The 24,127-nt window shown below is 45.1% G+C and carries 22 protein-coding genes; 12 read left to right on the forward strand and 10 right to left on the reverse strand.

Annotation, left to right across the window (positions count from 1 at the left end):
- The first annotated feature begins 19 nt into the window (after positions 1 to 19).
- On the forward strand, positions 20 to 1,930 hold the full coding sequence (locus tag Q4486_RS11380) for a beta-ketoacyl synthase (RefSeq protein WP_303519497.1): 1,911 nt from the start codon (positions 20 to 22) through the stop codon (positions 1,928 to 1,930).
- Positions 1,931 to 1,954: 24 nt separating this feature from the next.
- Positions 1,955 to 2,365, forward strand: a complete 411-nt coding sequence (locus Q4486_RS11385; RefSeq protein ID WP_303416347.1) for a hypothetical protein — start codon at positions 1,955 to 1,957, stop codon at positions 2,363 to 2,365.
- On the opposite strand, the gene Q4486_RS11390 is transcribed toward Q4486_RS11385, so the two are convergent.
- The 8 genes from Q4486_RS11390 to Q4486_RS11425 all read right to left on the reverse strand — a co-directional run bounded on the left by Q4486_RS11390 (position 2,362) and on the right by Q4486_RS11425 (position 10,858).
- Positions 2,362 to 3,159, reverse strand: a complete 798-nt coding sequence (locus Q4486_RS11390) for a TatD family hydrolase (protein WP_303519498.1) — start codon at positions 3,157 to 3,159, stop codon at positions 2,362 to 2,364. The genes Q4486_RS11385 and Q4486_RS11390 overlap by 4 nt on opposite strands.
- A gap of 68 nt (positions 3,160 to 3,227) precedes the next feature.
- A complete protein-coding gene (locus Q4486_RS11395) occupies positions 3,228 to 4,814 on the reverse strand; it encodes a peptide chain release factor 3 (RefSeq protein WP_303416345.1) in 1,587 nt (528 codons plus the stop codon).
- A 491-nt stretch (positions 4,815 to 5,305) separates the two neighbouring features.
- The gene (locus tag Q4486_RS11400; protein ID WP_303519499.1) at positions 5,306 to 5,635 is read right to left on the reverse strand and encodes a putative quinol monooxygenase; all 330 of its coding nucleotides are present in this window, start codon (positions 5,633 to 5,635) and stop codon (positions 5,306 to 5,308) included.
- A 41-nt stretch (positions 5,636 to 5,676) separates the two neighbouring features.
- The gene (locus Q4486_RS11405; protein ID WP_303416343.1) at positions 5,677 to 6,759 is read right to left on the reverse strand and encodes an alkene reductase; all 1,083 of its coding nucleotides are present in this window, start codon (positions 6,757 to 6,759) and stop codon (positions 5,677 to 5,679) included.
- 144 nt (positions 6,760 to 6,903) lie between these two features.
- Positions 6,904 to 7,878 (reverse strand): alcohol dehydrogenase catalytic domain-containing protein, encoded by a 975-nt coding sequence (locus Q4486_RS11410; protein WP_368500065.1) that lies wholly within the window; start codon positions 7,876 to 7,878, stop codon positions 6,904 to 6,906.
- A gap of 18 nt (positions 7,879 to 7,896) precedes the next feature.
- On the reverse strand, positions 7,897 to 8,700 hold the full coding sequence (dkgB, locus tag Q4486_RS11415) for a 2,5-didehydrogluconate reductase DkgB (RefSeq protein WP_303416341.1): 804 nt from the start codon (positions 8,698 to 8,700) through the stop codon (positions 7,897 to 7,899).
- 17 nt (positions 8,701 to 8,717) lie between these two features.
- Positions 8,718 to 9,632 (reverse strand): TIGR03571 family LLM class oxidoreductase, encoded by a 915-nt coding sequence (locus Q4486_RS11420; RefSeq protein ID WP_303519502.1) that lies wholly within the window; start codon positions 9,630 to 9,632, stop codon positions 8,718 to 8,720.
- 50 nt (positions 9,633 to 9,682) lie between these two features.
- Positions 9,683 to 10,858, reverse strand: a complete 1,176-nt coding sequence (locus tag Q4486_RS11425; protein WP_303519504.1) for an MFS transporter — start codon at positions 10,856 to 10,858, stop codon at positions 9,683 to 9,685.
- Positions 10,859 to 10,955: 97 nt separating this feature from the next.
- Here Q4486_RS11425 and Q4486_RS11430 point away from each other — a divergent pair, with 97 nt between their 5' ends.
- The gene (locus tag Q4486_RS11430; protein WP_303519554.1) at positions 10,956 to 11,837 is read left to right on the forward strand and encodes a LysR family transcriptional regulator; all 882 of its coding nucleotides are present in this window, start codon (positions 10,956 to 10,958) and stop codon (positions 11,835 to 11,837) included.
- Positions 11,838 to 11,961: 124 nt separating this feature from the next.
- Here the strand turns inward: Q4486_RS11430 and arsC are convergent, their stop codons facing one another.
- Both arsC and arsH read right to left on the reverse strand, forming a co-directional pair.
- A complete protein-coding gene (arsC, locus tag Q4486_RS11435) occupies positions 11,962 to 12,390 on the reverse strand; it encodes an arsenate reductase (glutaredoxin) (RefSeq protein ID WP_303519506.1) in 429 nt (142 codons plus the stop codon).
- A gap of 139 nt (positions 12,391 to 12,529) precedes the next feature.
- Positions 12,530 to 13,258, reverse strand: a complete 729-nt coding sequence (gene arsH, locus Q4486_RS11440) for an arsenical resistance protein ArsH (protein ID WP_303416337.1) — start codon at positions 13,256 to 13,258, stop codon at positions 12,530 to 12,532.
- Positions 13,259 to 14,181: 923 nt separating this feature from the next.
- On the opposite strand from arsH, the gene Q4486_RS11445 reads away from it, so the two are divergent.
- The 9 genes from Q4486_RS11445 (at position 14,182) to arsJ (ending at position 24,119) form a co-directional block, all read left to right on the forward strand.
- Positions 14,182 to 15,909, forward strand: coding sequence for a potassium/proton antiporter (locus tag Q4486_RS11445; protein ID WP_303519507.1), 1,728 nt, complete (start codon positions 14,182 to 14,184; stop codon positions 15,907 to 15,909).
- Between the two features lie 237 nt (positions 15,910 to 16,146).
- Positions 16,147 to 17,847 (forward strand): cation:proton antiporter, encoded by a 1,701-nt coding sequence (locus Q4486_RS11450; protein ID WP_303416335.1) that lies wholly within the window; start codon positions 16,147 to 16,149, stop codon positions 17,845 to 17,847.
- 12 nt (positions 17,848 to 17,859) lie between these two features.
- Entirely contained in the window at positions 17,860 to 18,825 is a 966-nt protein-coding gene (locus Q4486_RS11455) for a universal stress protein (RefSeq protein WP_303416334.1), read from the forward strand.
- Positions 18,826 to 19,100: 275 nt separating this feature from the next.
- Positions 19,101 to 19,448: a metalloregulator ArsR/SmtB family transcription factor gene (locus tag Q4486_RS11460; RefSeq protein WP_303416333.1), complete on the forward strand. Its 348-nt coding sequence runs from the start codon at positions 19,101 to 19,103 to the stop codon at positions 19,446 to 19,448.
- A 41-nt stretch (positions 19,449 to 19,489) separates the two neighbouring features.
- Positions 19,490 to 20,512, forward strand: a complete 1,023-nt coding sequence (gene arsB, locus Q4486_RS11465; RefSeq protein ID WP_303519508.1) for an ACR3 family arsenite efflux transporter — start codon at positions 19,490 to 19,492, stop codon at positions 20,510 to 20,512.
- On the forward strand, positions 20,512 to 21,504 hold the full coding sequence (locus tag Q4486_RS11470) for a permease (RefSeq protein WP_303519509.1): 993 nt from the start codon (positions 20,512 to 20,514) through the stop codon (positions 21,502 to 21,504). Before arsB ends, Q4486_RS11470 begins: the two co-directional genes overlap by 1 nt.
- 8 nt (positions 21,505 to 21,512) lie before the next feature.
- On the forward strand, positions 21,513 to 21,752 hold the full coding sequence (locus tag Q4486_RS11475) for a thioredoxin family protein (protein ID WP_303416330.1): 240 nt from the start codon (positions 21,513 to 21,515) through the stop codon (positions 21,750 to 21,752).
- A 100-nt stretch (positions 21,753 to 21,852) separates the two neighbouring features.
- Positions 21,853 to 22,863, forward strand: a complete 1,011-nt coding sequence (locus tag Q4486_RS11480) for an ArsJ-associated glyceraldehyde-3-phosphate dehydrogenase (RefSeq protein WP_303416329.1) — start codon at positions 21,853 to 21,855, stop codon at positions 22,861 to 22,863.
- Between the two features lie 5 nt (positions 22,864 to 22,868).
- Positions 22,869 to 24,119 (forward strand): organoarsenical effux MFS transporter ArsJ, encoded by a 1,251-nt coding sequence (gene arsJ / locus Q4486_RS11485; protein ID WP_303519511.1) that lies wholly within the window; start codon positions 22,869 to 22,871, stop codon positions 24,117 to 24,119.
- Positions 24,120 to 24,127: the final 8 nt, after the last annotated feature.

Below are 24,127 nucleotides of genomic sequence, written 5' to 3' on the forward strand. Positions count from 1 at the left end.
TCGTTTTTAGGAGATTCAATTGTCCCAGCTTCCTGTCATTGTTGGTTTTGGTGGTATAAACCCTGCTGGGCGCGCTTCTTTTCACCATGCATATCGCCGATTAATTATAGAGAAACTCGACGAGCATTCGCGCCAAGAGACACTCACGGACCTAGCTATATTGACAGGTCTTGCCACATCATCTGATGGAAAATATAAAAATCAGGATGGCATTGAGTGCAATGCGACCGAATTAATCAAAGATCTGCAAAAACAGTTGCTTGATAGCACTTTAATTCGCCGAATTGAAAAAAGTAGCTTTGATGTAAACCACGTTATGTTTAACAAAGCTGCCACTCTAAATTGCGGAGATGGATCACTCAGATTCCACCTCCGCAAAAGACAGATGCCATTAGAGATACCTGCTAATTGGTCAGTCACTGAAACCGCACCTGGGCAGTTCGACATCCATGTTTCATCAAAAATGGATGTTATCTTACCCGATAACAAAGTTGCCCCTGTCCAGTCTGCCGGTCAGTTACCTTCAGGCTTCGAACCAGGCAAGCTTTACCAATCGCGCAACCATCCTCGCAACCTTCAGATGACTGTTTTTGCAGCATCCGATGCGCTCTCTTCGACAGGCATCCCTTTCGAAACGATAGCCAACAGCGTTGCACCGGATCAGATTGCGGTTTATGCCAGTAACTCTATAGGCCAGCTTGATGATTTTGGTTTTGGCGGACTTACAAAGTTCCCTGCTATAGGGAAGCGCACAACATCCAAACAGATGCCATTAGGCTATGCACAGATGCCTGCCGATTTTGTTAATGCCTACATCTTAGGCAATGTAGGCACCACTGGAGGCGCACTAGGTGCTTGTGCAACGTTTCTCTACAACCTTCGCAGCGGCGTCAATGATATTCGCTCAGGACGCCGTAAAGTCGTCCTCGTGGGCGGGAGTGACGCGCCAGTAATCCCAGAAGTCATTGAAGGCTTCAAAGCCATGGGAGCACTCGCGGAAGACAAAGATCTTTTAGCACTCGACAATCTATCAGAACTCACAGCTGATGATTACCGCAAAGCCTGCCGTCCATTCGGCAATAACTGCGGTTTCACTATAGGTGAAAGCAGCCAATTTGTTCTTTTGATGAGCGATGATTTAGCCATTGAATTAGGCGCGGAAATATATGGCGCAGTTCCAGAAGTATTTGTAAGCGCGGATGGACATAAAAAATCGATCTCCGCACCAGGTATTGGCAATTACATCACTTTAGCCAAATCCGCAGCCCTTGTTCGAAAAATGCTTGGCGAAGAGTCCTTACAGCAAAGGAGCTTTGTCCAAGCTCACGGTACCAGTACACCACAAAATCGCGTGACTGAATCCCATGTAATTAACGAAACGGCAAAAGCCTTTGGCATACAAAACTGGCCGGTTGCTGCTATTAAATCCTATATTGGACACTCTCAAGGCACCGCCGGAGGAGACCAGCTTAGCTTATCGTTAGGTACTTGGAAGTACGGCTACATTCCCGGTATTTTAACTACAGATGAATTCGCCAGCGATGTACATCAAAGTAATCTATTCTTGAGTAACCAGCATATTGAGGTTGGAAGCCAAGGAGTGGATACCGTTTTCTTAAATTCAAAAGGTTTTGGTGGCAATAACGCATCTGCACCTGTGCTCGCCCCTCACATTGTAAGTAACATGCTGAACAAGCGCTACAGCAAATCTCAGCTATTGGCTTACCAAACAAAACTCGACAAAACGCGTATGGCAGCTACTGCATACGACCAAGCCTCTCTTCATGGAGACGCTAAGCCGATCTATTTGTATGATCATAATGTCCTTCAGGGCGAAGACCTTAGCATTAGTGATAAACAGATCACTATGCCGGGTTACAGCAATCCTATTAACTTGGATATTGATAACCCTTTTGACGATATCTGCTAACTAATAATTTATAAGGAACTGGCGATGCGTTTTTTCATCACCCTAATAGCAATCATAGGTCTTAATGGCTGTATTAATATGGATGCTATAACACCGGATTTCCAAGCTGAAACAGATACTAGCTATTACTTGATCGATACTAAATACCGATTCTTTTGTGAAGGGGACAGTAAACGCTGCAAAGATATGACTAAGGTTGTTTCCTCTCGTGGCGAACTGTATCCCATCGAAAAGGCTTACAACCAAGAAGTCAAAGGCCCGAATTATCCGGTATCCTTAATGTTGATGATCATGAACCCCAACGATGGGAGTTATAAAGCAACGCCCGTGGGCAATGAGGGTCGATTTTTTAAAGTACCTAAAAACGACACGACTGATCTAGTCTGGAACACACTCTCCAGCATCCTAAACGATCTATTTGACTCTGGCAGTTAATCGACAACGCTTGACTGATCTATATTAAAAAGCTGCAACGCCTGCTGAGAGGTGATTGCAGCAACCTCCTCTAGCGTACAGTCCTTCAGATCCGCAACGACCTTGGCAACATCCAATACCCGACAAGGCTCATTAGGCTTACCTTGATGGCCACTCAACGGCATATCCGGCGCATCAGTCTCTAAAACAAAATGTTCTAGCGCTATAGCTTGCACTGTACGTCTTAATTTCTGTGCACGCTCATAAGTCACAGTCCCACCAAGTCCTAACTTAAACCCAAGTTCAATATACTGATGAGCCTGCTGCTCACTCCCGGAAAAAGCATGCACAATCCCACCTCGAGTAAGCTTAAATAACCTCAGCTGCTTAAGCATCTGATCGTGGGCCTTTCTAACATGTAATAAAACAGGAAGCTGATACTTTTCAGCCAGCGCCAACTGGGGTTTTAAAAATCTGAGTTGTTCATCCAGATCCGCCTGCGGGATAAAGAGATCCAAGCCTATTTCACCAACAGCGCATACAGGTTTAGACGATAACAGTTGCTCCAACTGCTCAAGATCTTGAGACTGGTGTCCATGAAGGAAACAAGGGTGCAATCCTAGCGCTATATGAAGACGAGGCCTATTCTTACAATGGGCTAAAAATAAGGCTTCAATACCACCCCAACCCGCCGCATTAACACCAGGAACAATAATATGACGGATACCCGCTTCAGCGGCACGCGTTAACACCTCAGTTCGAGACGACTCAAACTGTGGGAAATCGATATGACAATGGGTATCAATAAGCTGCATCAAAGCAGAGTAATAGGAGGAAGGCTTGGACGCAAGTTTACGCCAAGCCTTTACAAACTACGAAACAATCAGTGTTCGCGCGTTGCTCTAAAAGCAACATCCGGCCAGCGCTCTTCAGCCAAACTTAAATTAACCCGTGTCGGTGCAAGATAGGTCAACAAACCACTACCATCAAGCGCCAAGTTATCATGATTTTTCTTCTGGAACTCTGCCAGAATTTTTTCATCTTCACAGTCAGCCCAACGCGCAGTTTGAACACTAATAGGCTCATACTTACAGTCGACTTTGTATTCATCCTTTAAGCGGAAAACAACAACATCAAACTGCAATTGACCAACGGCCCCTAAAATAAGGTCGTTGTTTTTAAACGGCTGAAAAAGCTGCACAGCCCCCTCTTCGGATAGCTGCTGCAAGCCTTTCTGCAGCTGCTTCATTTTAAGAGGATCTAAAGGACGCACACGACGAAACATCTCTGGCGCGAAATGAGGAATACCGGTAAATTTCAGATCCTCGCCCGCAGTAAATGTATCACCGATCTGGATCGTTCCATGGTTATGCAAACCAATAATATCGCCTGACCACGCTTCTTCAACGTTTTCACGGTCACCCGCTATAAAGGTTACCGCATCGGCAATTTTGACATCTTTATTGATACGACTATGGCGCATTTTCATACCCTTAGTATATTTACCAGAGCAGATACGCATAAAGGCGATACGGTCACGATGTTTTGGATCCATATTCGCCTGAATTTTAAAGATAAAACCGCTGAACTTATCTTCTGCAGGATCAACAGGGCGTGTAATGGTAGATCGTGCAATCGGCGCTGGCGCCCACTTCACAAAATCATTCAACATTTCACGCACACCAAAGTTAGCCAAAGCTGTACCAAAAAATACTGGGGTCAGCTTACCCGCTAAAAACGCCTCTTGATCATATTGATGAGTTGCCCCACGAACGAGTTCAATCTCTTCAAGAAAGTCATCATAAAGCTCACCTAACAACGTTTTAGCTTCATCACTCTCTAAACCCTCTATACGAATATCATCAGGAATAGTATTGCCTTGACCCGGAGTGAAGACATGGATGGTATCGGTATAAAGGTTATAGATTCCTTTAAAACGAGGCCCGACTTCTATTGGCCATGTAATCGGCGCTGATTCAATCTTAAGCACCTCTTCGATCTCATCCAACAGATCAATTGGATCACGAATCTCACGGTCAACTTTGTTCACAAACGAAAAAATTGGTGTATCTCGCAGACGACAAACATCCATCAACTTAATGGTTCGCGCCTCAACACCTTTAGCCCCATCCACTACCATTAACGCTGAATCTACAGCCGTTAATGTACGATAGGTATCTTCTGAGAAATCCTCGTGGCCCGGCGTATCCAGCAGGTTAACCATGCGCCCATTATAGGGAAACTGCATAACAGAAGAGGTGATAGAAATACCACGTTCCTGCTCCATAGACATCCAGTCAGAGGTAGCATGGCGGTCACTTTTTTTACCTTTAACCGTACCCGCTTGCTGAATAAGCTGTCCGAACAACAACAACTTTTCAGTAATCGTCGTTTTACCCGCATCAGGATGCGAGATAATAGCGAAGGTTCTGCGTTTGTTTACTTCATCGAGAAAATGCTGATCAGCCATTAATAAATTCTTTTAGTTTAGACCGGAGCGGTACACATTGAGAAAGCCCCTTTTTGGCGCCTTGCGTGTGACATCCATTATGTTAATCGTAATTGGCGGCTATTTTCGCTGATCTGGACTTTATAAACAATCAATGATTATTTAATTGGTTACCATTAACGCCCCGCTCATGAACAACTACGGCTAAACCACACACTCCTTGCTACAAAAAACGATGATCGTCTGTCGACTTACACACATGATGTGTTGTAGTTGCCGTTGGCCGGGATACCGAGTATTGGAGGGGATTAAAAGTTGTTTCTTTAACATCATCAAGACGAGCAACAAATCACTCCACCCCAAAAAAAGAAACAAGTAAAGCATAAGCAGTATAGGTCGACAGGCAGCAATAGAGCTAGAACCCATGTCATATTATTATTTGCTAAAATAGCAGCAAAAAACCTCCAAAGATTCAACACCTACTGCTTTAAACCGTCAACCCCCTTAAAAAACTACAATAATTTATCGACGCTTTTTAAAACTTGTAAACTGACGTTCTGCACCCAGTCTCCCACCATTTTCTGATACTGTTTCAAAAGAGGTGTTGCTAGATGAGTTTTAAGATTCTCAACAGATTCCCACTGTTCTATAAGCACTATAGTGTCTGATCGAAACGACACTTGCCTAGGCAGTTCGCTTTGCACATCATCCAGTGGCTCATACTGGTGACAACCCTCTTCCAAAAGCACTTTAGGTTGAATTGCGAGCAACGCTTCCAGCACTTTATTTTTGCACCCTTGGTTTTTTTTATTGTGGCGATAACATGGATCATCTAAATTCATCTCTCCTATAAGCTGAGGGGCTAAAGACCTCCGCACCTGCCTCAGGCGTTTGCCAATTCACTGATAATCGGATAGTCAATATAGCCTTCGGGGCCCTGAGTATAAAAAGTAGCAGGGTCTGCCTGATTCAGTTCTACATCATTCCGCAAACGCTCCGGCAGATCAGGATTGGCGATAAAGGGCACACCAAACGCGATACTATCGGCTTGACCTGAAGCGATAACAGTGTTGGCTTCGACACCGGTATAGCCCATATTCAGCATCAAATGGCCGCGGTAGTATTCACGTACAGGCGTCACCACGTCGGCCTGCTGTTCACCAAGGAAATCAGCACGCATAAGGTGTAAATATGCCAGATCAAAGTCATTTAGGCGTTTGGCCAACCAAGTAACCAGCGCAATTGGGTCACTGTCTTTCATACTGTTGAAGCTATTCAACGGCGACAGACGCACACCAACACAGTCGCTGCCCCAAACTTGAGTTACAACGTCTAGAACTTCTAGCAGCAAACGAGCACGATTTTCGATCGGGCCACCATAAGGACCTTTACGGTGGTTGGCGCCATCACGCAAGAACTCATCCAGTAAATAACCATTCGCGCCGTGTACTTCAACACCATCAAAACCGGCTCTCTTAGCATTTTCCGCTGCCACTTGAAAACCTTCGATAATGGCCGGAATCTCTTCATCACCCAGTTCACGGGGGACGGTATAAGCCTTCTTCCCTTCTGGCGTGTGAACTTCATCATTGGTGATAGCCATAGCACTCGGCGCGACCGGTACACGACCTTCATTCAGCAAGGGATGGCAAGCGCGACCGCCATGCCAGATCTGCAAGAAAATTTTGCCACCCTTGGCATGTACGGCGTCAGTGACTTTCTTCCAGCCAGAAACCTGAGCCTCGGAGTAGATACCAGGTTCACGCCAAAATGCCGAGTTACCTTCCATTGCCATGGTGGCTTCGGCAATGATCAAGCCCGCTGAAGCACGCTGGGCATAGTGTTCGACCATAAGATCAGTGGGGACATGGTCTGCATCAGCGCGAGTACGCGTCAAAGGCGCCATCAGTACACGATTATCCAGTGTTAGAGCACCGAGCTGAACCGGTGTAAAAAGATCTGCCATATTAATCCTCGCTATTAGATTTTTGCATTAAGCCTTGAGGTTAAAAGCTGATAAACAAAGCACATGGGCATTATATCAAACCCCAGTTGCCCCGTGCGCCTGATCCACCTTAGAACCGTTATAAAATAGAACAGAAAAGCGTTCCTATGCCAGTTCAATAGTGTATTTGAGGGCCTTACGATTGCTCTTAAACTCCCGCAACGCCTCTGCCAACTGATCGAATTTAACTACATGAATATCAGGCCCTTTAAGCTCACCCTGATAAAACTGATTGAGCAGCTTTTCACCCATCTGAGTAAAACGTTGCCACTGTACAACTGAACCTGTGCCATGCAAAGCATTAAGCGCCACTTCATGCTGGGATATAGCAGTGGAAAATACCGGTACAGCCGCCTTTTCCAGCCGCCCCATAATGCAGACCAGATGCCCGTTGGCCTCCACACCTGAAGCCAGCCGCTCCGCATGCTCAGCACTGACAGTATCGAAGATCGCATAGAAGGGCTGCGCCAGTTGCTCTGTCGACTCGATACATAAATCCGCCCCCAATTCAGACAATTCGCTGTGGCGTTTACGCGATGCTTGCGCCGTCACCTTGAAGCCACGTGCACGCGCCAATTGAACCAATATACGTCCGACGGCCCCCCCAGCGCCGGTAATCAGAATATCTACTCCCTGCTGGACTGGTACCTTTTCGATAGCCTGCCAAGCAGTCATCACTGGACAAGGGAATGCTGCAGCGCCCCTCCAAGTCATTTGTTCAGGTAAACTAATCAGGGTACGGGCATCAATTGCCGTGTATTCGGCAAAGCTACCGCTACGGTATAGTGACTGGTGATAGCACACAGCGGCTCCCAACCAATGCTGATTGGACGCATCACCAACCGCGATCACAACTCCTGCACCGTCTACGCCAGGAATATGCCCATGCGACCAGCGACCACCCAAATCGGTCTCAATAAACTTCCAGTCGACGGGATTCAGTCCAACCGCCTTGTTCATAATCAAGACATCGTGCTGAGCCAATGTCGGAACGGCCTGATCTGATAAGCTGATCACACGAGCCTCCTTAGACCAAACCCAAGCTTTCATCTGTTCCGGCAATGGCTCAATGGTACTCATACTTAGTTTATCTCCTACTTAATCCCACTCTGGGGAAAATTCAGGGTTGGCAATACGTTCACCTTTATCCAAGAGGGCAATTTTCGCCATCTCGTCATCGCTCAAAACAAGCTCTACAGATTTCAAGTTGGTTTCTAGGTTCACGCGTTTGGTGGATGATGGAATGGTGACAAGGTTCTGCTGTAGCTGCCAAGCCAGTACGACCTCAGCCACAGTCACGTTATGAGTGGCCGCAATAGCCTGTAGTACTTTGTCCTGCATTACCTTGCCAACGGCCAGCGGCATAAAGCCGGTCACCTGAATGCCTTTTGCTTGGCAATGATCAATAACGCGGCGGTTTTGCAGGTAAGGATGAACTTCAACCTGGTTAGTAAAAATCGCATCAGCCCCCAGAATCTCAACAGCTTCGTCCAGTTGTGCATTCGTAAAATTGGATACACCAATCAATCGAGTCAGTCCTTTCCGTTGTACTTCAAGCAGTTGCTCAAGGTAGCTGTCCATTTCAACTTTGCCACTGACATCCGGCCAATGAATCAACAGTAGATCAACCGCTTCGACCTGCAGCTTGCGAAGACTTTCTTCAACACTGGATTTGAAGACCTCCATTCCTAGGTTGTCTAGCCAAACCTTAGTGGTCAGAAAAAACTCATCCCGAGCCAAACCACTGTCGGCAATCGCCTGACCTACTTCAGCTTCGTTACCGTAGATCTGCGCCGTATCAATATGACGATAGCCTGTTTCCAACGCCATTTTAACAGCGTTGTAAGCCACTTCTCCTTCCAGTCGGAAGGTCCCCATTCCCAAAGATGGTATCGTTTTCATGTTGTATAACTCCTATTTTAGGTATGAAACAGCGGCAATACTGATTTACCGATCTGTTCAAAGGTTTCGTCCAGCGGTCGCTGGTTACGACGGAAATGTAATCCAATATGATCCACCCCCGCTGCGTTCATGGATTCCAGTTCTTGAATCAATCCTTTCACACCGGTACTGACACCAAAACGATGGCGCCTAATCGGTGCGTCCGGGTTATCCACAAGATCAAGATGAATAAAGCTGATATAAGGTTTGTCTCCGGCAACGTCACGCCATAACCCAACGCGTTTAACATGGTCCTCAGGGGCGCCCGGATAGGCCAACCAGCCCTGCATGTTATCCCCAACCCAAGCGGGGCTTTGCTGGGCTAAACCGGCAACCAGTAAAGGAGGCTGCGGTGCATCCGGTAATACCCGCATACCACTGGCCAATTTGTTGTCCTGTTCCCCGCGCAGAATTTCTACAGCCTGACGGAAGCTTTCACCCCGACTATGAAAATCAACGCCGAAAACAGGATACTCACTAGGACGGTCACCACTAGCAACCCCCAACAACAAACGCTGATTACTTAACGTTTGTACCGTTGCGGCAGCCTTACGCACCAACCATGGATTACGCAATGGCAATACCACAGCCGCCGTTCCCAATAGAATATTTTGGGTATGGGACGCTAAATAACCCAGATAGGTAAAGGTTTCGAATATTTGTGCAGCATCACCAAAATCAGGGTCATACAAGGGTACATCACGCACCCAAGCGGCACGGAACCCAAGATCATCAGCCTGTTTAATCAACTCTGCATGATGCTGCATATCCGGAACACCAAAGGGGCGGCCATCACGCTTTCGATTAGCATCGCCGCTTGCTGACCAGTCATTATCTAGAGGCAGTTCCACACCGATGGAAAAGCCGCCCTGAGTCAGTTTTTCAAGATTCATTTAAACAACTCCCGAGCGAAGCTAGGCTTCGCCCTTGCACTCTCGTGTCTTCAGATGGTCTGTAGCTGGTCACGCTTGTCGAGAAAACCGGACAGTCGAGTAAGCACGAGTGCCAATGCAACGATCAGTGCTCCAATCCAAGCGGTATCCATCAGTGTCATTCTTTCTATTACAACCCCTCCGAGGATCGAACCCAATGCAATACCGACATTGAACGCTGCGATATTCAGCCCCGAGGCCACATCAACTGCCTGCGGTGTGTACTTCTCTGCCAACTGAACTACATACACTTGCAAGCCAGGTACATTGCCGAAGGCAAAGGCTCCCCAAATTAAAATGGTGATAACAGCAGCAATCTGATTTCCGGCGGTAAAGGTAAACGCTAACAGTACAAGTGCTAGTGCAGTAAAGATTATATGTAATGCCTTGATCGGCCCCATACGATCCGCCATACGACCACCCCAAATATTACCAACGGCAACCGATACACCGTAGACCAGCATGATTAGGCCTATAGCACCCGATTCAAAGCCGGACACCTGTTCCAAAATCGGAGCAAGGAAGGTGAAAGCGGTAAAAGTGCCACCGTAACCAACCGCAGTCATGGCATAGACCAGCAGCAGGCGTGGTTGAGTCAATACGCTTAGCTGCTGGGCAATACGTGCAGGCGGGGCCTGTTTGAGATTCTTTGGCACAAGCAATGCACTACCGATCAGCGCAATTAACCCTAGAGCAGCCACAACCATGAAGGTCGCACGCCAGCCAAAGTTCTGACCAATCCAGGTCCCCAAAGGCACACCTGTGACCAATGCAACAGTCAAGCCAGTAAACATGATAGCGATAGCACTGGCCTCTTTTTCACGTGGCACCAAACTAGTTGCAATGGTTGATCCAATTGAGAAAAACACCCCATGGGCCAAGCCAGTCAAGACACGCGCAGTGATCAGTGAGCTGTAAGTAGGGGCCATCCAAGCCAGCAGGTTACCCACTACGAACAATAACATTACCGCCAGCAGCACATTTTTACGCTGCCAGCGCCCAGTCAGGGCTGTAAGGACAGGCGCCCCAATAGCAACACCCAATGCATAAAGACTGACTAATAGTCCCGCAGAAGGTAGGGAAACGCCCAGGTCTTGGGCGATAGTAGGTACCAAACCAACAATCACGAACTCGGTGGTACCGATTGCAAATGCGCTGAGTGTCAGCGCAAAAAGAGCAATAGGCATTTCAATCTCCTTGTATGTTTTAGTTGCTACGGAGTATGCCTACTGCTATCTTTTACAAAAACAGCATCAGTGACAAAATACCTTTACATATATGGCAATAATATCCCGTACTGAAGATCTTGAGATTCTGCTAACCGTGATTGATAGCGGCGGCTTCTCAGCCGCCGCCCGCATCCTAGATATTCAAGTTGCCAAGGTGTCGCGCGCTGTCAGCCGACTAGAAAAGGATTTAGACTGCACATTGCTGAATCGCACCACCCGCAAGCTGGAACTCACTGAAGAAGGCCGCATTTTTAGCGAGCTGGTCAGAAACGGGCTGCATCAGCTGGCAGAGGCGGAAGAAAAGATCAGAACCTTAAAAGGTATACCGGCAGGTCGGCTCAGAGTGGACGCCGCTACTCCTTTTATCCTGCACCAGTTAGTCCCACTGGTAGCAGGCTTTTGTGAGTGCTATCCAAAGATCGAGTTAGAACTTGTAGCCAATGAAAACATCATTGATCTGATTGAGCGCAAGACGGATCTGGCAATTCGCATTGGTACCCTACAGGATTCAAACTTGCATGCCCGCTTTCTCGGACGCAGCCCTTTGCATATCGTCGCCTCTCCTTCATATCTTGCTCAACAAGGCACACCGGAAACCCCCGAAGCGCTAGAACAGCACAAAATCATTGGCTTTGCCGATGCGCCCCACCTGAATCGCTGGCCCCTTACCCGTCATGTTGCACTGTCCACAACCCTAAGCAGTAGCAGCGGTGAAACCATTCGCCAACTTTGCTTGGCTGGACAAGGCTTGGCACTGCTATCCGAGTTTATGATTTGTGAAGACTTGGCCAACGGACGGCTGGTTAAAGTGCTAGATAATCATATCACCAGCCCAAGTAACCGCGAGTTGGTACATGCGGTCTACTACCGTAACACCACCCTTTCCAGTCGAATTACTGCGTTTCTAGACTATATCCATCCTCGAATACAGCTGTAAGGCAGTGAAACCAAGCCGGCTTGCCTCGCAGAAATAGAAACACTGAGTCTGTGAACGTAGGACCCCCCCCCACCAGCCTGATTGCAGAAGGTTAAGCGTAGAAGGCGGCCCCAGAAAAAAGGCTTTACTGGCTCGAAATAAACCGTTGCCCTAAGGTATCTAAAACTTGTTGCCCATCTTCTTTGTAATAGGGACCTGTGGGCCAGCGGTCTAAAAGATCAAGCACGACTTCACTCGGACGGCACAGCTTAACGCCTTTTGGGCTACACACTATAGGTCTATTGACTAAAATGGGGTGCTCTAACATTGCGCTAAAAATCACCTCATTCGAGACAGCTTCATCTAACAAACCTAAGGCTTCCGCAGGAGACTTAGTTGTTCTAAGGGCCTGACGTGGGGTTAAATCAGCAGCTGCAAGCAAGCCTTGCAACTGAGCTTTAGTCCAGCCCTCTTTAATATACTCAATCACTACCGGTGAATAGCCTGAGTCTTGGATGATTTTAAGCACATTTCTCGATGTACCGCAGTCTGGATTGTGATGGATAACTATCATCGTTTATCTCTACGCATCATTTACCAAAATTCATTTGCCTCTGCATGATCGATCATCCGTCATACTCAACCCTTTGCACACTACTACATTCGCAAACGGCAGAACAAAAACAGGGATCAATCAACCCGAGACTCCACATTTATAACGATCGCTGGTTAACCCGCTCACTCACTTGCTCGGCAGTTTCTACACGCTCAGAATAACGATCCACAAAATAGTCTTTATTATCACGCAGCAATAAAGTGAATTTCATTAACTCTTCCATAACATCCACAATACGGTTGTAGTAAGGCGACGGCTTCATTCTATTGTTGTCATCAAATTCTAGGTACGCCTTAGGAACAGAGGACTGATTCGGTATAGTAACCATCCGCATCCATCGACCTAGCACGCGAAGTTGATTCACAACATTAAACGATTGCGAACCACCACAAACCTGCATAACAGCAAGCGTTTTGCCTTGTGTCGGCCTAACCCCTCCCATATTTAAAGGCACCCAATCTAACTGGCTTTTAAATATACTGGTCATCGCACCATGACGTTCAGGAGAGCACCACACTTGCCCCTCAGACCACATCATCAATTCCCGCAACTCTTGCACTTTAGGATGATTTTCATCTGCAGCATCCACCTGAGGTAATCCCTCAGGGTTAAAAATTTTCACCTCCGCGCCAAAACGAGTTAATAACCGTGCAGACTCCTCAATGACCAAACGACTAAAAGAACGCTCTCGTAAAGACCCATAGAGTAATAACAAACGCGGCGCATGCTCACTCTGCTTTCCGATACACTTTCCAAACGATGGTAGATCCAGCAACGCATCATCTATATTGGGTAGCGAGGGGCTCTCTAGGTTTACTTCACTCATATCAGCCAATACCTTTTACTTCTATACACGAGACCTGTTTTACAATGCCGCAGAGAAAACAACCTACGACGCCATTACATTCTCTTAAACGAATAACAGCCTTTTATCTTACTCAAGAATAAATGTAAACGTTCACCTCCTTGCGTAAAATATTTCCATTCTTTTTTTGCAATCGAGCAAATGAGTTCTGAAGCCGATTTAGACGGATTAGGAGAAAGTATTTAACACGCTATCAACGATAAAACAGACCCCCTCTAACACGCGAATAGAAAAAATTAATTCGAATACACACCCTATTCTTTAGTACCAAATCAAGATATTTATTTCCTAGAAATAAAGGGCAAATATCACTAAAAAGATACTAAACATAATCTATTCAACTACCCAAGAAAAAACAATAAACACTAAATCAAAGGCTGGCAGGCCATCTGTAGTTAATTTCACGTTCGCACCAACAAAATAAGTAAACAGATCAAATAATAAAAACTTTTATATAAAGCCCCTGAGATTTCCCTTCCACCCTATAAAGCATATTGTGGCGCCGTATTTAAATGCTAGAATGGGCATATTAATAACCACTCAGATCCTTGAAATATTCAACTGGGCCCATAAGTAATTAGAAACAGATCAGTTAATAATGATCTTACCCTTTTGGGGCTTTAGCGCTTGCAGGCGTATCACCTAAAACAATAATAAATGCTGAAACAATACCCTTAGTCATCTGTGTAACACCTATGCAGATTCTAAATTTAGCAGCGCATTTATATCTATTTTGTCCCAACCCCATCACAAAAACTGAACCGTATACGCAAAAAAGGAGGAACCACAAAGTAACGCAGGGAATAACGCTCATATCAATCACACTAATGAGTGTCGGCCAATCTACAAACCACCACTATACAAATTTTGACTAAGGGCACTGCATGACCATCGACCTAACCTATCAATACATTTTCTTATCCGGCTTACTGGTAATGCTATGTGTTGTTGCCAGCGTACTGACTCGTCGTATTGGCGCGCCTGTTTTATTGGTTTTCTTAGTATTAGGTATGCTTGCAGGGGAAGATGGAATCGGCGGTATTAAGTTTGACGATTTTAATGTGGCCTTTCTCTTCGGCAATATCGCGCTTGCCATTATTATCTTTGATGGTGGGCTCGGCACAAAAACACAGAGCTTTCGTGTCAGTCTAAAACCCGCACTCTCATTAGCCACCGTTGGTGTTATCGCCACTGCAGGCATAACAGGCTATGCCGCGCATATTATTTTAGGCTTACCGCTCCTCGATGGGCTATTAATAGGCGCCATCGTTGGATCGACTGACGCTGCAGCAGTCTTTGGCTTAATAAGAAGCGCTGGTTTAGATTTAAAAGAACGGACAAGCGCAACCCTAGAGATCGAGTCAGGATCTAATGACCCAATAGCGATCTTTTTAACAATTACCTTAGTGCAACTACTTCAACTTAGCGATAGTAGTAGCCAAGGCTGGACAATTGCGAGCGAGCTACTCAGTCAGATGGGGCTAGGTCTAGCTTTCGGCTTCGCGGGTGGCCATATAGTCGCTCAGCTACTTAAGCGTTTGCCACTTCCATCATCACTCTATCCACTTCTCGCTTTAGCCGGCGGCATCTGCATCTTTGGCGTAACCAACCTACTTAATGGCAGTGGCTTTCTCGCAATCTTTATAGCGGGCGTTATCATTGGTAATACCCCGCTTATTTACAGTAACGAGATTCATCGTTTCCATGACGGTATAGCATGGTTAAGCCAAATTGGTATGTTTTTGATGCTCGGTTTGCTCATCACACCAAGCCATATGATACCGATCATTATTCCCGCTATCGCTATCGCATTTGTGCTTATTTTTATTGCCAGACCTCTCGCTGTAGCGGTGTCTTTACTACCTTTCCATTTCCCGTGGAGGGAACAAGTCTTTATCGGTTGGTGCGGGTTACGTGGTGCGGTCCCTATTATCTTGGCGCTGTTCCCATCCTTAGCGGGTTTAGAACATACACAAACATATTTTGATCTAGTCTTCTTCGTTGTACTTATATCATTGGTACTTCAAGGCTGGACTATTGCGCCTATGGCGAGATGGCTAAAAATTGAGCTTCCCCCAACATCACCCGAGCCCAATTATTTACATCTCACTATCAAACATGACTTAGATAAAGATCTCTTAATCTACCCTATAACAGCGGGAAGCAGTGTTATTGGTACATCAGCTACGAATATACCCTTAACTGATACTTGCCAGATGGTGGGTGTCATTAGGCACGGGCGGTTAATAAGCAATACAGAAGAGCAAAAACTTATACCTGAAGACCAAGTAATGATTTTGGCAACAAGTGAGGCAAGAGCAGCTTTAGGACGTATTTTTGCTCCAGACACTCAATCACCTATGCTTAAAGCTAAACGTTTTTTTGGTGAGTTTGCTTTATTACCTAACGCCAAAATGGCTGATTTAGCTAAAGAGTATAGTTTTGAGCTCGACCCAATAAATGCGGAAATGACCGTTGAACAGTACTTAACCAAACAGTTCCACGGTACGCCCGTTGTAGGCGACCGAGTTCAACTTGGACTTGTAAAAATTATCGTCAAAGAAACGGATGGTATTCGGATTGTTTCTGTTGGACTTAAATTGAGTGCCTAACAAAAACAATCTAAAGCAAGCGAAGATGTATAGATACTCTATTTTAGTTATCTATCCTCTGTTTCTTTAACCGGCGTCAATTGTATTCGCCAGCCAACATGATTACTTTAACTCATGTTATTAACGGTAGAGATCACTGCATAAAACCAGTATTTCTTTAATAGGAATTCCACCCAAAAAAGAATAGAAAAACAGGCAACAGCATAAATTACAAATACAAGGAATGAGTTTTAATATATGAGTCTAGTCGAATTAATAACCCAATCGACCTTCACCGAAATTACTGCTTTGATGGTCTTGGCTACCGTAATAGGTTTCATCGGTTTATTGATGAGACAGCCGCTAATCGTGAGTTTTATCGCTGTCGGTTTAATTGCGGGCCCATCCATTCTTGATATTGTTCATTCCAAAGAGCAGATCACCCTTCTTTCAGAGCTAGGGATTGCCATACTCCTATTTCTTGTTGGTATTAAGCTTGATGTAAAGCTTATTCGCTCTATAGGTGGTGTCTCATTAATGACAGGCCTCGGCCAAGTCGCGTTCACCTCCATTATTGGCTACTTTATAGGACTTGGGCTTGGACTGGGCCATACGACGAGCCTCTACGTTGCAGTCGCACTCACGTTCTCATCGACTATTATTATCGTTAAGCTCTTGTCAGACAAAAGGGAGATTGACTCATTACATGGTCAAATCGCACTTGGCTTTCTAATTGTCCAAGATCTAGTGGTGGTCGTAGCAATGATTGTGCTCGCCGCAATAGGTATAGGAGATAGCCACGGAAATGCCAGTGATGCATCAGCTTGGAATGTAGCGATCTCCGGCTTCAGCTTACTTTTATTTGTTATTATTTTTGTCCGCTATATTGCCAACCCACTTACCGAGAAACTCGCAAAAATTCCCGAACTATTAGTTATTTATGCTATAGCTCAAGCAACATTATTCGCAGCAATAGGCAATTTTGTAGGCCTAGGCATGGAAGTCGGCGGCCTGCTTGCGGGTGTGGCACTCGCCTCTACACCTTACCGTGAAAGTATTGCAGCAAGGCTCGCACCACTACGAGACTTTCTTCTGCTGTTTTTCTTTATTGCACTAGGTGCAACGCTGGATCTATCTCTCCTTGGTTCCCATATAACGGGCGCAGCGATATTTTCACTGTTTGTTCTTATAGGAAACCCTCTAATTGTTTTAATTATTATGGGCCTTATGGGCTACCGTAAGAGAACAGGCTTTCTCGCTGGCTTAACCGTGGCACAGATTAGTGAATTCTCACTGATTTTTATTGCGATGGGGATCAGCTTAGGACACCTACAGCAAGATATTCTAGGTCTAGTTACACTTGTCGGTATCGTCACTATTGCGGCATCAACCTATATGATCACCTACTCCCACCAGCTATACACGCTGCTTGAACCCGTTTTAGGTATATTTGAGCGCAGAGGAGCACCACGAGAACAGCCCGAGGAAACTCACGCCAGTGGCAGCTACCCTATTATTATCTTTGGGTTAGGCCGTTTAGGCACCGCTATAGCGATGCGGCTTAGAGAGAAAGGGGTCAAGGTTTTAGGGCTCGACTTTAACCCTGCCACGATCAAACATTGGAATAAAATCGGGTTAGATACTCAGTATGGTGATGTCACTGATGCCGAATTTATAACCGAGCTACCTCTCCGGCATGCACGCTGGATTGTCACAACGATTCCCCACCACCATACGGGACTTTCATCTGAAGATACTCGAAAAACCATCATTCAATTAACACGTTCTGCAGGCTTTACAGGGAAATTGGCAACAGTGTCACAAAGCAAGCTAGAAACAGAAGAGTTAGAGTTACTTGGTGTAGACCTCATCTTAGAACCTTTCCAAGATGCTGCTGACAGAGCTTCTGAACTCCTACTTGAAAGCCCTGACGCTCAAGCCAATAAGCAAAGAGATTAAAAGGAGATCAGCATGAATAGATTTCAAAATATTTTGTATGTCATGAGCAATCAGAACGATGAACCATCGGCTTCATTAACACGTGCAGTCTCTTTAGCTAAAAACAATCAAGCCAATTTAACATTGCTCTCTATGCAAACGAATACCTCTTTACCAATGTACGCAAAAGGCATTGGTATTGATGAAAATCGACTCCAAAAAATGATTAAAGAGCGAGAAGACGCCAACCTGCAAGAACTCACGGAATCCTTAGAGAAAGAGATTAACCTCAACGTTCTCATAAAATCCGGTAAGAAATATGTCGAAAGCATACGTGCAGTCCAATCTCACAACTTTGACTTAGTCATCAAAGAGGCTGACGAATATAACTGGCTTGACCATTTAATCGTCAGTGATGATATGCATCTATTACGTCAGTGCCCATGCCCAGTCTGGCTAATGAAGAAAGACGAAGAGAAGGAGAACTATCAGCGTATTATGGCTGCTGTTGATTTTGACACTGACAACCAAAATGAGAGCAACGACAATCTTAACAATATGATTGTTGACCTTGCCAGCTCTCTATCCTTATCAGATTTTACCTCCCTCGATATAGTGAATGTTTACGATGTTCCGCAAGCAGGATTTATTAGTTTATGGGCTGAACAGCCCGACAAAATAGAACAAAAATTATTTGAATCTGAACACCGCTTGCGCACACAAAATATGGATTCACTTTTAAGTACTATGAAGCAACAACTAGGTGACGAATCCTATAAATACGTCTCCCCCCACTCCCATATTGTCAGAGGTATTGCAGGCGAGGAAATTCCAAAACTAGCAACAGAAATGGATATAGATTTAGTTGTCATGGGAACCGTTGCTCGTTCAGGCATTGCCGGCGTACTCATTGGAAATACAGCAGAAACCGTTCTATCTCAGCTTAAGTGCTCAGTCCTCGCAATTAAACCGGAAGGGTTTATCTCCCCTAAACTCTAGCAACTGAGCACCATCAGGCGAAGTACAAGAAAAGTGGCTACCGATACCAGCCACTTTTCCTTGACCTAAGGATCTAACATCGTCTAAAGCCTTTCCCCATAAAACGTCGCATCGTCGCCTACCCTCTTTAGTGAAAAGAGATCAGTTAGATGAACCTACACTCGCAGGCGACCCTTCTTGCTCCAAATATACACTTTCCAATATATACGTATTTACATATATATAGAATATCATATATGATAACCACAGCATGATAATAGGAGTTTAAAATTTCCATGTCCCCTACCCAGTTTTATAAGTGCCTTTCAGACGAGACACGCCTTCGCTGCCTACTATTAATTGAATCTGAGCAAGAGCTGTGTGTGTGCGAGCTTATGCAAGCCTTAGATGAAAGCCAGCCAAAGATCTCTAGACACTTGGCACAGTTGAGAAATTGCGACTTACTCACTGATCGCCGCCAAGGACAATGGGTGTTTTATAGCATTAATCAGGCACTCCCTTCTTGGGCGAAAAAGGTCTTAACGGAAACGCTAAACAATAACTCCGCATTTATTGAAGAAAATCAAATTCGTCTTCATAAAATGGGCGACCGTCCTGAACGCACACGCCAATGCTGTGCATAAAGCTAGTCTGTAATAAGCAATATTAAAGAACGAGGATTCTGATGGGCATTTTTGAACGTTACTTATCTGTTTGGGTAGGCTTTTGCATTATCGCTGGCGTAGTTTTAGGCAATATATTCCCTGACCTCTTCGAACTCATTGCTACCTTAGAATTTGCGCATGTAAATTTAATCGTAGCGGTACTCATCTGGATTATGATTTATCCAATGATGGTGCAAATTGATTTCTCGTCAATTAAAGATATTGGTACAAGACCTAAAGGGCTGATACTCACCTTAGTCATAAATTGGTTGATTAAACCTTTTACTATGGCCTTTCTTGGTTGGTTATTTTTTAAAGTTCTCTTCGCCAGCTGGGTAGATCCACAAACAGCAACTGAATATATCGCAGGCATGATTCTGCTAGGCGTTGCGCCCTGCACCGCTATGGTTTTTGTTTGGAGCCAACTAACTAAAGGTGACCCCAATTACACATTAGTACAAGTCTCCATTAATGACCTGATTATGATTTTCGCTTTTGCTCCTATAGCAGGATTTCTTTTAGGTGTTACAGATATAGCTGTACCCTGGAATACTCTCCTTCTATCCGTAGTTCTCTATGTTGTCATTCCGCTTGTTGCGGGAGTATTGACCCGCAGAAGCATTGACAACAAAAACGACCATTCCAAACTGAATACCTTGCTGGCACGTCTAAAACCTTGGTCAATGATCGGGCTACTAGCAACGGTTATATTATTATTTGGCTTTCAGGCAGAGATCATTCTATCTCAACCGGAGGTCATTGCTTTAATCGCGATCCCTTTGCTGATTCAAACCTATGGTATTTTTGCCCTTGCTTATTTATGGGCTAAAAAGATGAAGCTTCCTCACAACATTGCAGCACCTGCCTGCATGATTAGCACATCTAATTTTTTTGAATTAGCCGTCGCTGTCGCAATCTCACTATTCGGCCTCCACTCAGGCGCAGCACTGGCAACCGTGGTCGGCGTGCTCGTCGAAGTTCCCGTTATGCTTAGTCTAGTTTGGTTCGCTAACCGCACTAGACATTGGTTTGGAGAGATCTAATGTTTGCAATATTTACACAATTAGCTGACTGGTTAACCTATTCAATCTTGAACTTATCCCCTGATTCAAAATTGGGCGATGCCGTACACTTTTTTATCGAAGATGTAACCAAGATCTACGCGCTACTCATCGTCATGATTTACTTTATTGCGCTCCTGCGCGCGTCGTTAAATATAGAACGCGTTAGAGATTACCTTTCGGGAAAAAACCGTGGTGTAGGCTATCTACTAGGATCAGGTTTTGGCGCGATTACACCTTTTTGCTCCTGCTCAAGCATACCTGTATTTCTTGGCTTTACCTCAGCAGGTATCCCCTTAGGCATCACTATGTCGTTCCTTCTCACTTCACCACTAATTAATGAAGTAGCGATCTTACTACTGATGAGTTTGCTCGGTTGGAAGTTCACTCTGCTCTATGTCGCCATAGGGATCTGCGTAGGCACAATCGGTGGTTTTTTCCTTGATAGCATTAAAGCCGAGCGCTGGTTACAGTCCTTTGCTGCAAAAGCCCTTGTCCAGGGACAGCAAAAAGACCAGCCTCAAAATGAAGGTACACCAGTAATTATGCCATTTTCAGAACGCCATCAATTTGCGAAAGATGAAACTTTCGAGATTTTTGGCCGCGTTTGGAAATGGGTCATTATCGGTGTTGGGTTGGGTGCCGCGCTGCATGGTTTTGTTCCCGACGGCTGGATAGAACAATACCTCGGAGATGGTCAATGGTGGTCAGTTCCCGCAGCGGTTTTATTAGGTATCCCGCTGTATTCCAATGCAACGGGTGTCATTCCTGTAATGGAAAGTTTAATTATTAATGGCTTACCTATAGGAACAACACTGGCCTTTTGTATGAGTACTGTTGCCGCAAGCTTCCCTGAATTCATTCTACTTAAACAGGTCATGCAGTGGCGACTATTAGCCACCGTATTTTTCTTATTACTCGTGTCATTCACTGTGGTTGGATGGCTATTTAATGCATTCTCTTCTTTTTTATAAGGTGATCTATGAAACAGATAAAAGTACTAGGTAGCGGCTGCAAAAAATGTACTAAAACGGCTGAATTAATCAACAAGCTTGCGCTTGAACAAGGCGTTTCTGTGAATGTAACAAAAGAGACAGATCCGCAAGTTATCATGGCTTACGGGGTAATGAGCACACCTGCCGTCGTTGTAGATGAGCAACTCGTCCACTCCGGCTCGATACCACATACAGAACAAATCCAAGCATGGTTAAGCGAAGGGTGAACCAGCGACGTTAAACATAGTGCATCAATACAAGAAAGCAGCACATTAACTTCGACACATTTAGCATTAATTTATAGACGTTATTCGATTTGAGGTTTTTATGACGATTAAAGTAGGTATCAATGGCTTAGGACGTATGGGACGGCTATCGTTTCGTGCTGCATTTGATTGGGATGATGTAGAATTTGTTCAATTTAATGATCCTGCGGGTGATGCTGCAACACTCGCTCACCTGATCACCTTCGATTCTGTGCACGGCCGCTGGCACCATGAGGCCCGCGCCGAAGGTTCAGATATAGTTATTAACGACAAACCTATTCATTGCACCCAAAACAAAGCGATCGCTGATACAGACTGGTCCAACTGTGATGTAGTCATTGAAGCTAGCGGTAAAATGAAATCGAAAGCCGCTTTACAGGATTACTTAAAACAAGGTGTAAAACGCATTGTTGTCACCGCACCGGTCAAGGAAGAAGGCGTGCTCAATGTGGTTATGGGTGTCAATCAGCACTTATATGACAAGACTATCCACTCAATTGTGACGGCTGCTTCCTGCACAACAAACTGCTTAGCCCCCGTTGTTAAAGTGATTCATGAAAAGCTTGGCATAGTACACGGCTCCATGACCACCATTCACGATATAACGAATACGCAAACCATCTTAGATGCGCCTCATAAAGATCTACGTCGTGCTAGGGCCTGCGGCATGAGCCTGATACCGACAACTACCGGTTCTGCAACGGCGATCACTCATATATTCCCTGAACTTAAAGGTAAGCTTAATGGCCATGCGGTACGTATTCCATTAGCTAATGCATCTTTAACTGATTGTGTATTTGAAGTCGGAAAATCCACAACTGAGACAGAAGTTAATCAATTACTCAAAGAAGCGGCCGAGAGCGAGTTAAAAGGAATTCTCGGTTATGAAGAGCGCCCCTTAGTATCAATTGATTACAAAACAGATCCTCGCTCTAGCATCATTGATGCGCTATCAACTATGGTTATCAATGGTACCCAAGTTAAACTTTATGCTTGGTATGACAATGAGTGGGGCTATGCAAATCGTACGGTTGAGCTCGTTCGCCTCGTTGGCCGCTCAGACAAAGAGTAACTGAGATGCAATTACTCGCGCAGCTATCCCCTCAAGTTCGCCAATATATAATCGTCACGGGTAATTATTGGGCATTTACCCTGACCGATGGCGCCTTAAGAATGTTGGTTATTTTGTATTTTTACGGGCTAGGCTATAGCCCGCTGGAAATCGCAATGCTATTCATCTTCTATGAGGTTTTTGGTGTAATCACCAACTTAATTGGCGGATGGCTGGGCGCGAGGCTAGGTCTAAACAGGACCATGAATATAGGTCTCTTTATACAGATAGTCGCTCTCGCGATGCTACTGGTTCCAACCAGTTTGTTGACAGTTCCTTGGGTTATGGGAGCACAAGCACTGTCAGGTATAGCTAAAGATCTAAATAAAATGAGCGCAAAAAGTGCTATTAAATTATTGGTTCCTGATTCAAAAAGCACTGAAAGCCAGTTATATAGATGGGTAGCTATTTTAACCGGTTCGAAAAATGCTCTAAAAGGTATAGGCTTTTTTCTGGGCGGTGCATTGCTAAGTCTTTTAGGCTTTGCGGGTGCCATATTAACTATGGCCATTGCATTAACTGGCGTATGGATATTGAGCCTAATCAGCCTTAAACAGCATTTAGGAAAGGCCAAAAGTAAACCGAAGTTCACAGCTATATTTTCCAAAAGCAGAGCGGTTAATTACCTATCTGCAGCACGCATGTTTCTTTTTGGCGCACGAGATATATGGTTTGTTGTCGCCTTACCTGTTTTCCTTGCCAACACCTTTGCTTGGGATCATTGGTATGTGGGCGGTTTTTTAGCGCTTTGGGTCATCGGCTATGGCATAGTTCAGAGCCTTGCCCCTAAAATCACAGGAAAAAACAAAGACCTTATGCCTGATGGAAGGCATGCAATTGCTTGGGCATTAGCGCTAAGCATCACACCTGCTATTATCGCCCTTGCCTTAACCTATGACTGGAATGTACAGATCGTTCTGATTAGCGGATTACTTGCGTTTGGGGCGCTCTTTGCCGTCAACTCTGCCTTACACAGTTATTTAATTGTCAGCTATGCCAGTGGCGACCGTGTATCACTAGATGTTGGTTTTTATTATATGGCCAATGCGATGGGTAGACTGATAGGCACAGTGCTATCGGGCTGGATTTATCAAGATTTTGGAATGGCTACATGCTTATGGATATCTAGCGCTTTTATTATTTTAACAGCGCTTATTTCTCTGGGCTTACCTAAAAATCAGACATCAAAACCGTTGGTAAACAACATCCAATACTAGAATATCCC

Source organism: Neptuniibacter sp. 2_MG-2023, assembly GCF_030547495.1.
In the GTDB taxonomy this organism is placed as follows: domain Bacteria; phylum Pseudomonadota; class Gammaproteobacteria; order Pseudomonadales; family Balneatricaceae; genus Neptuniibacter.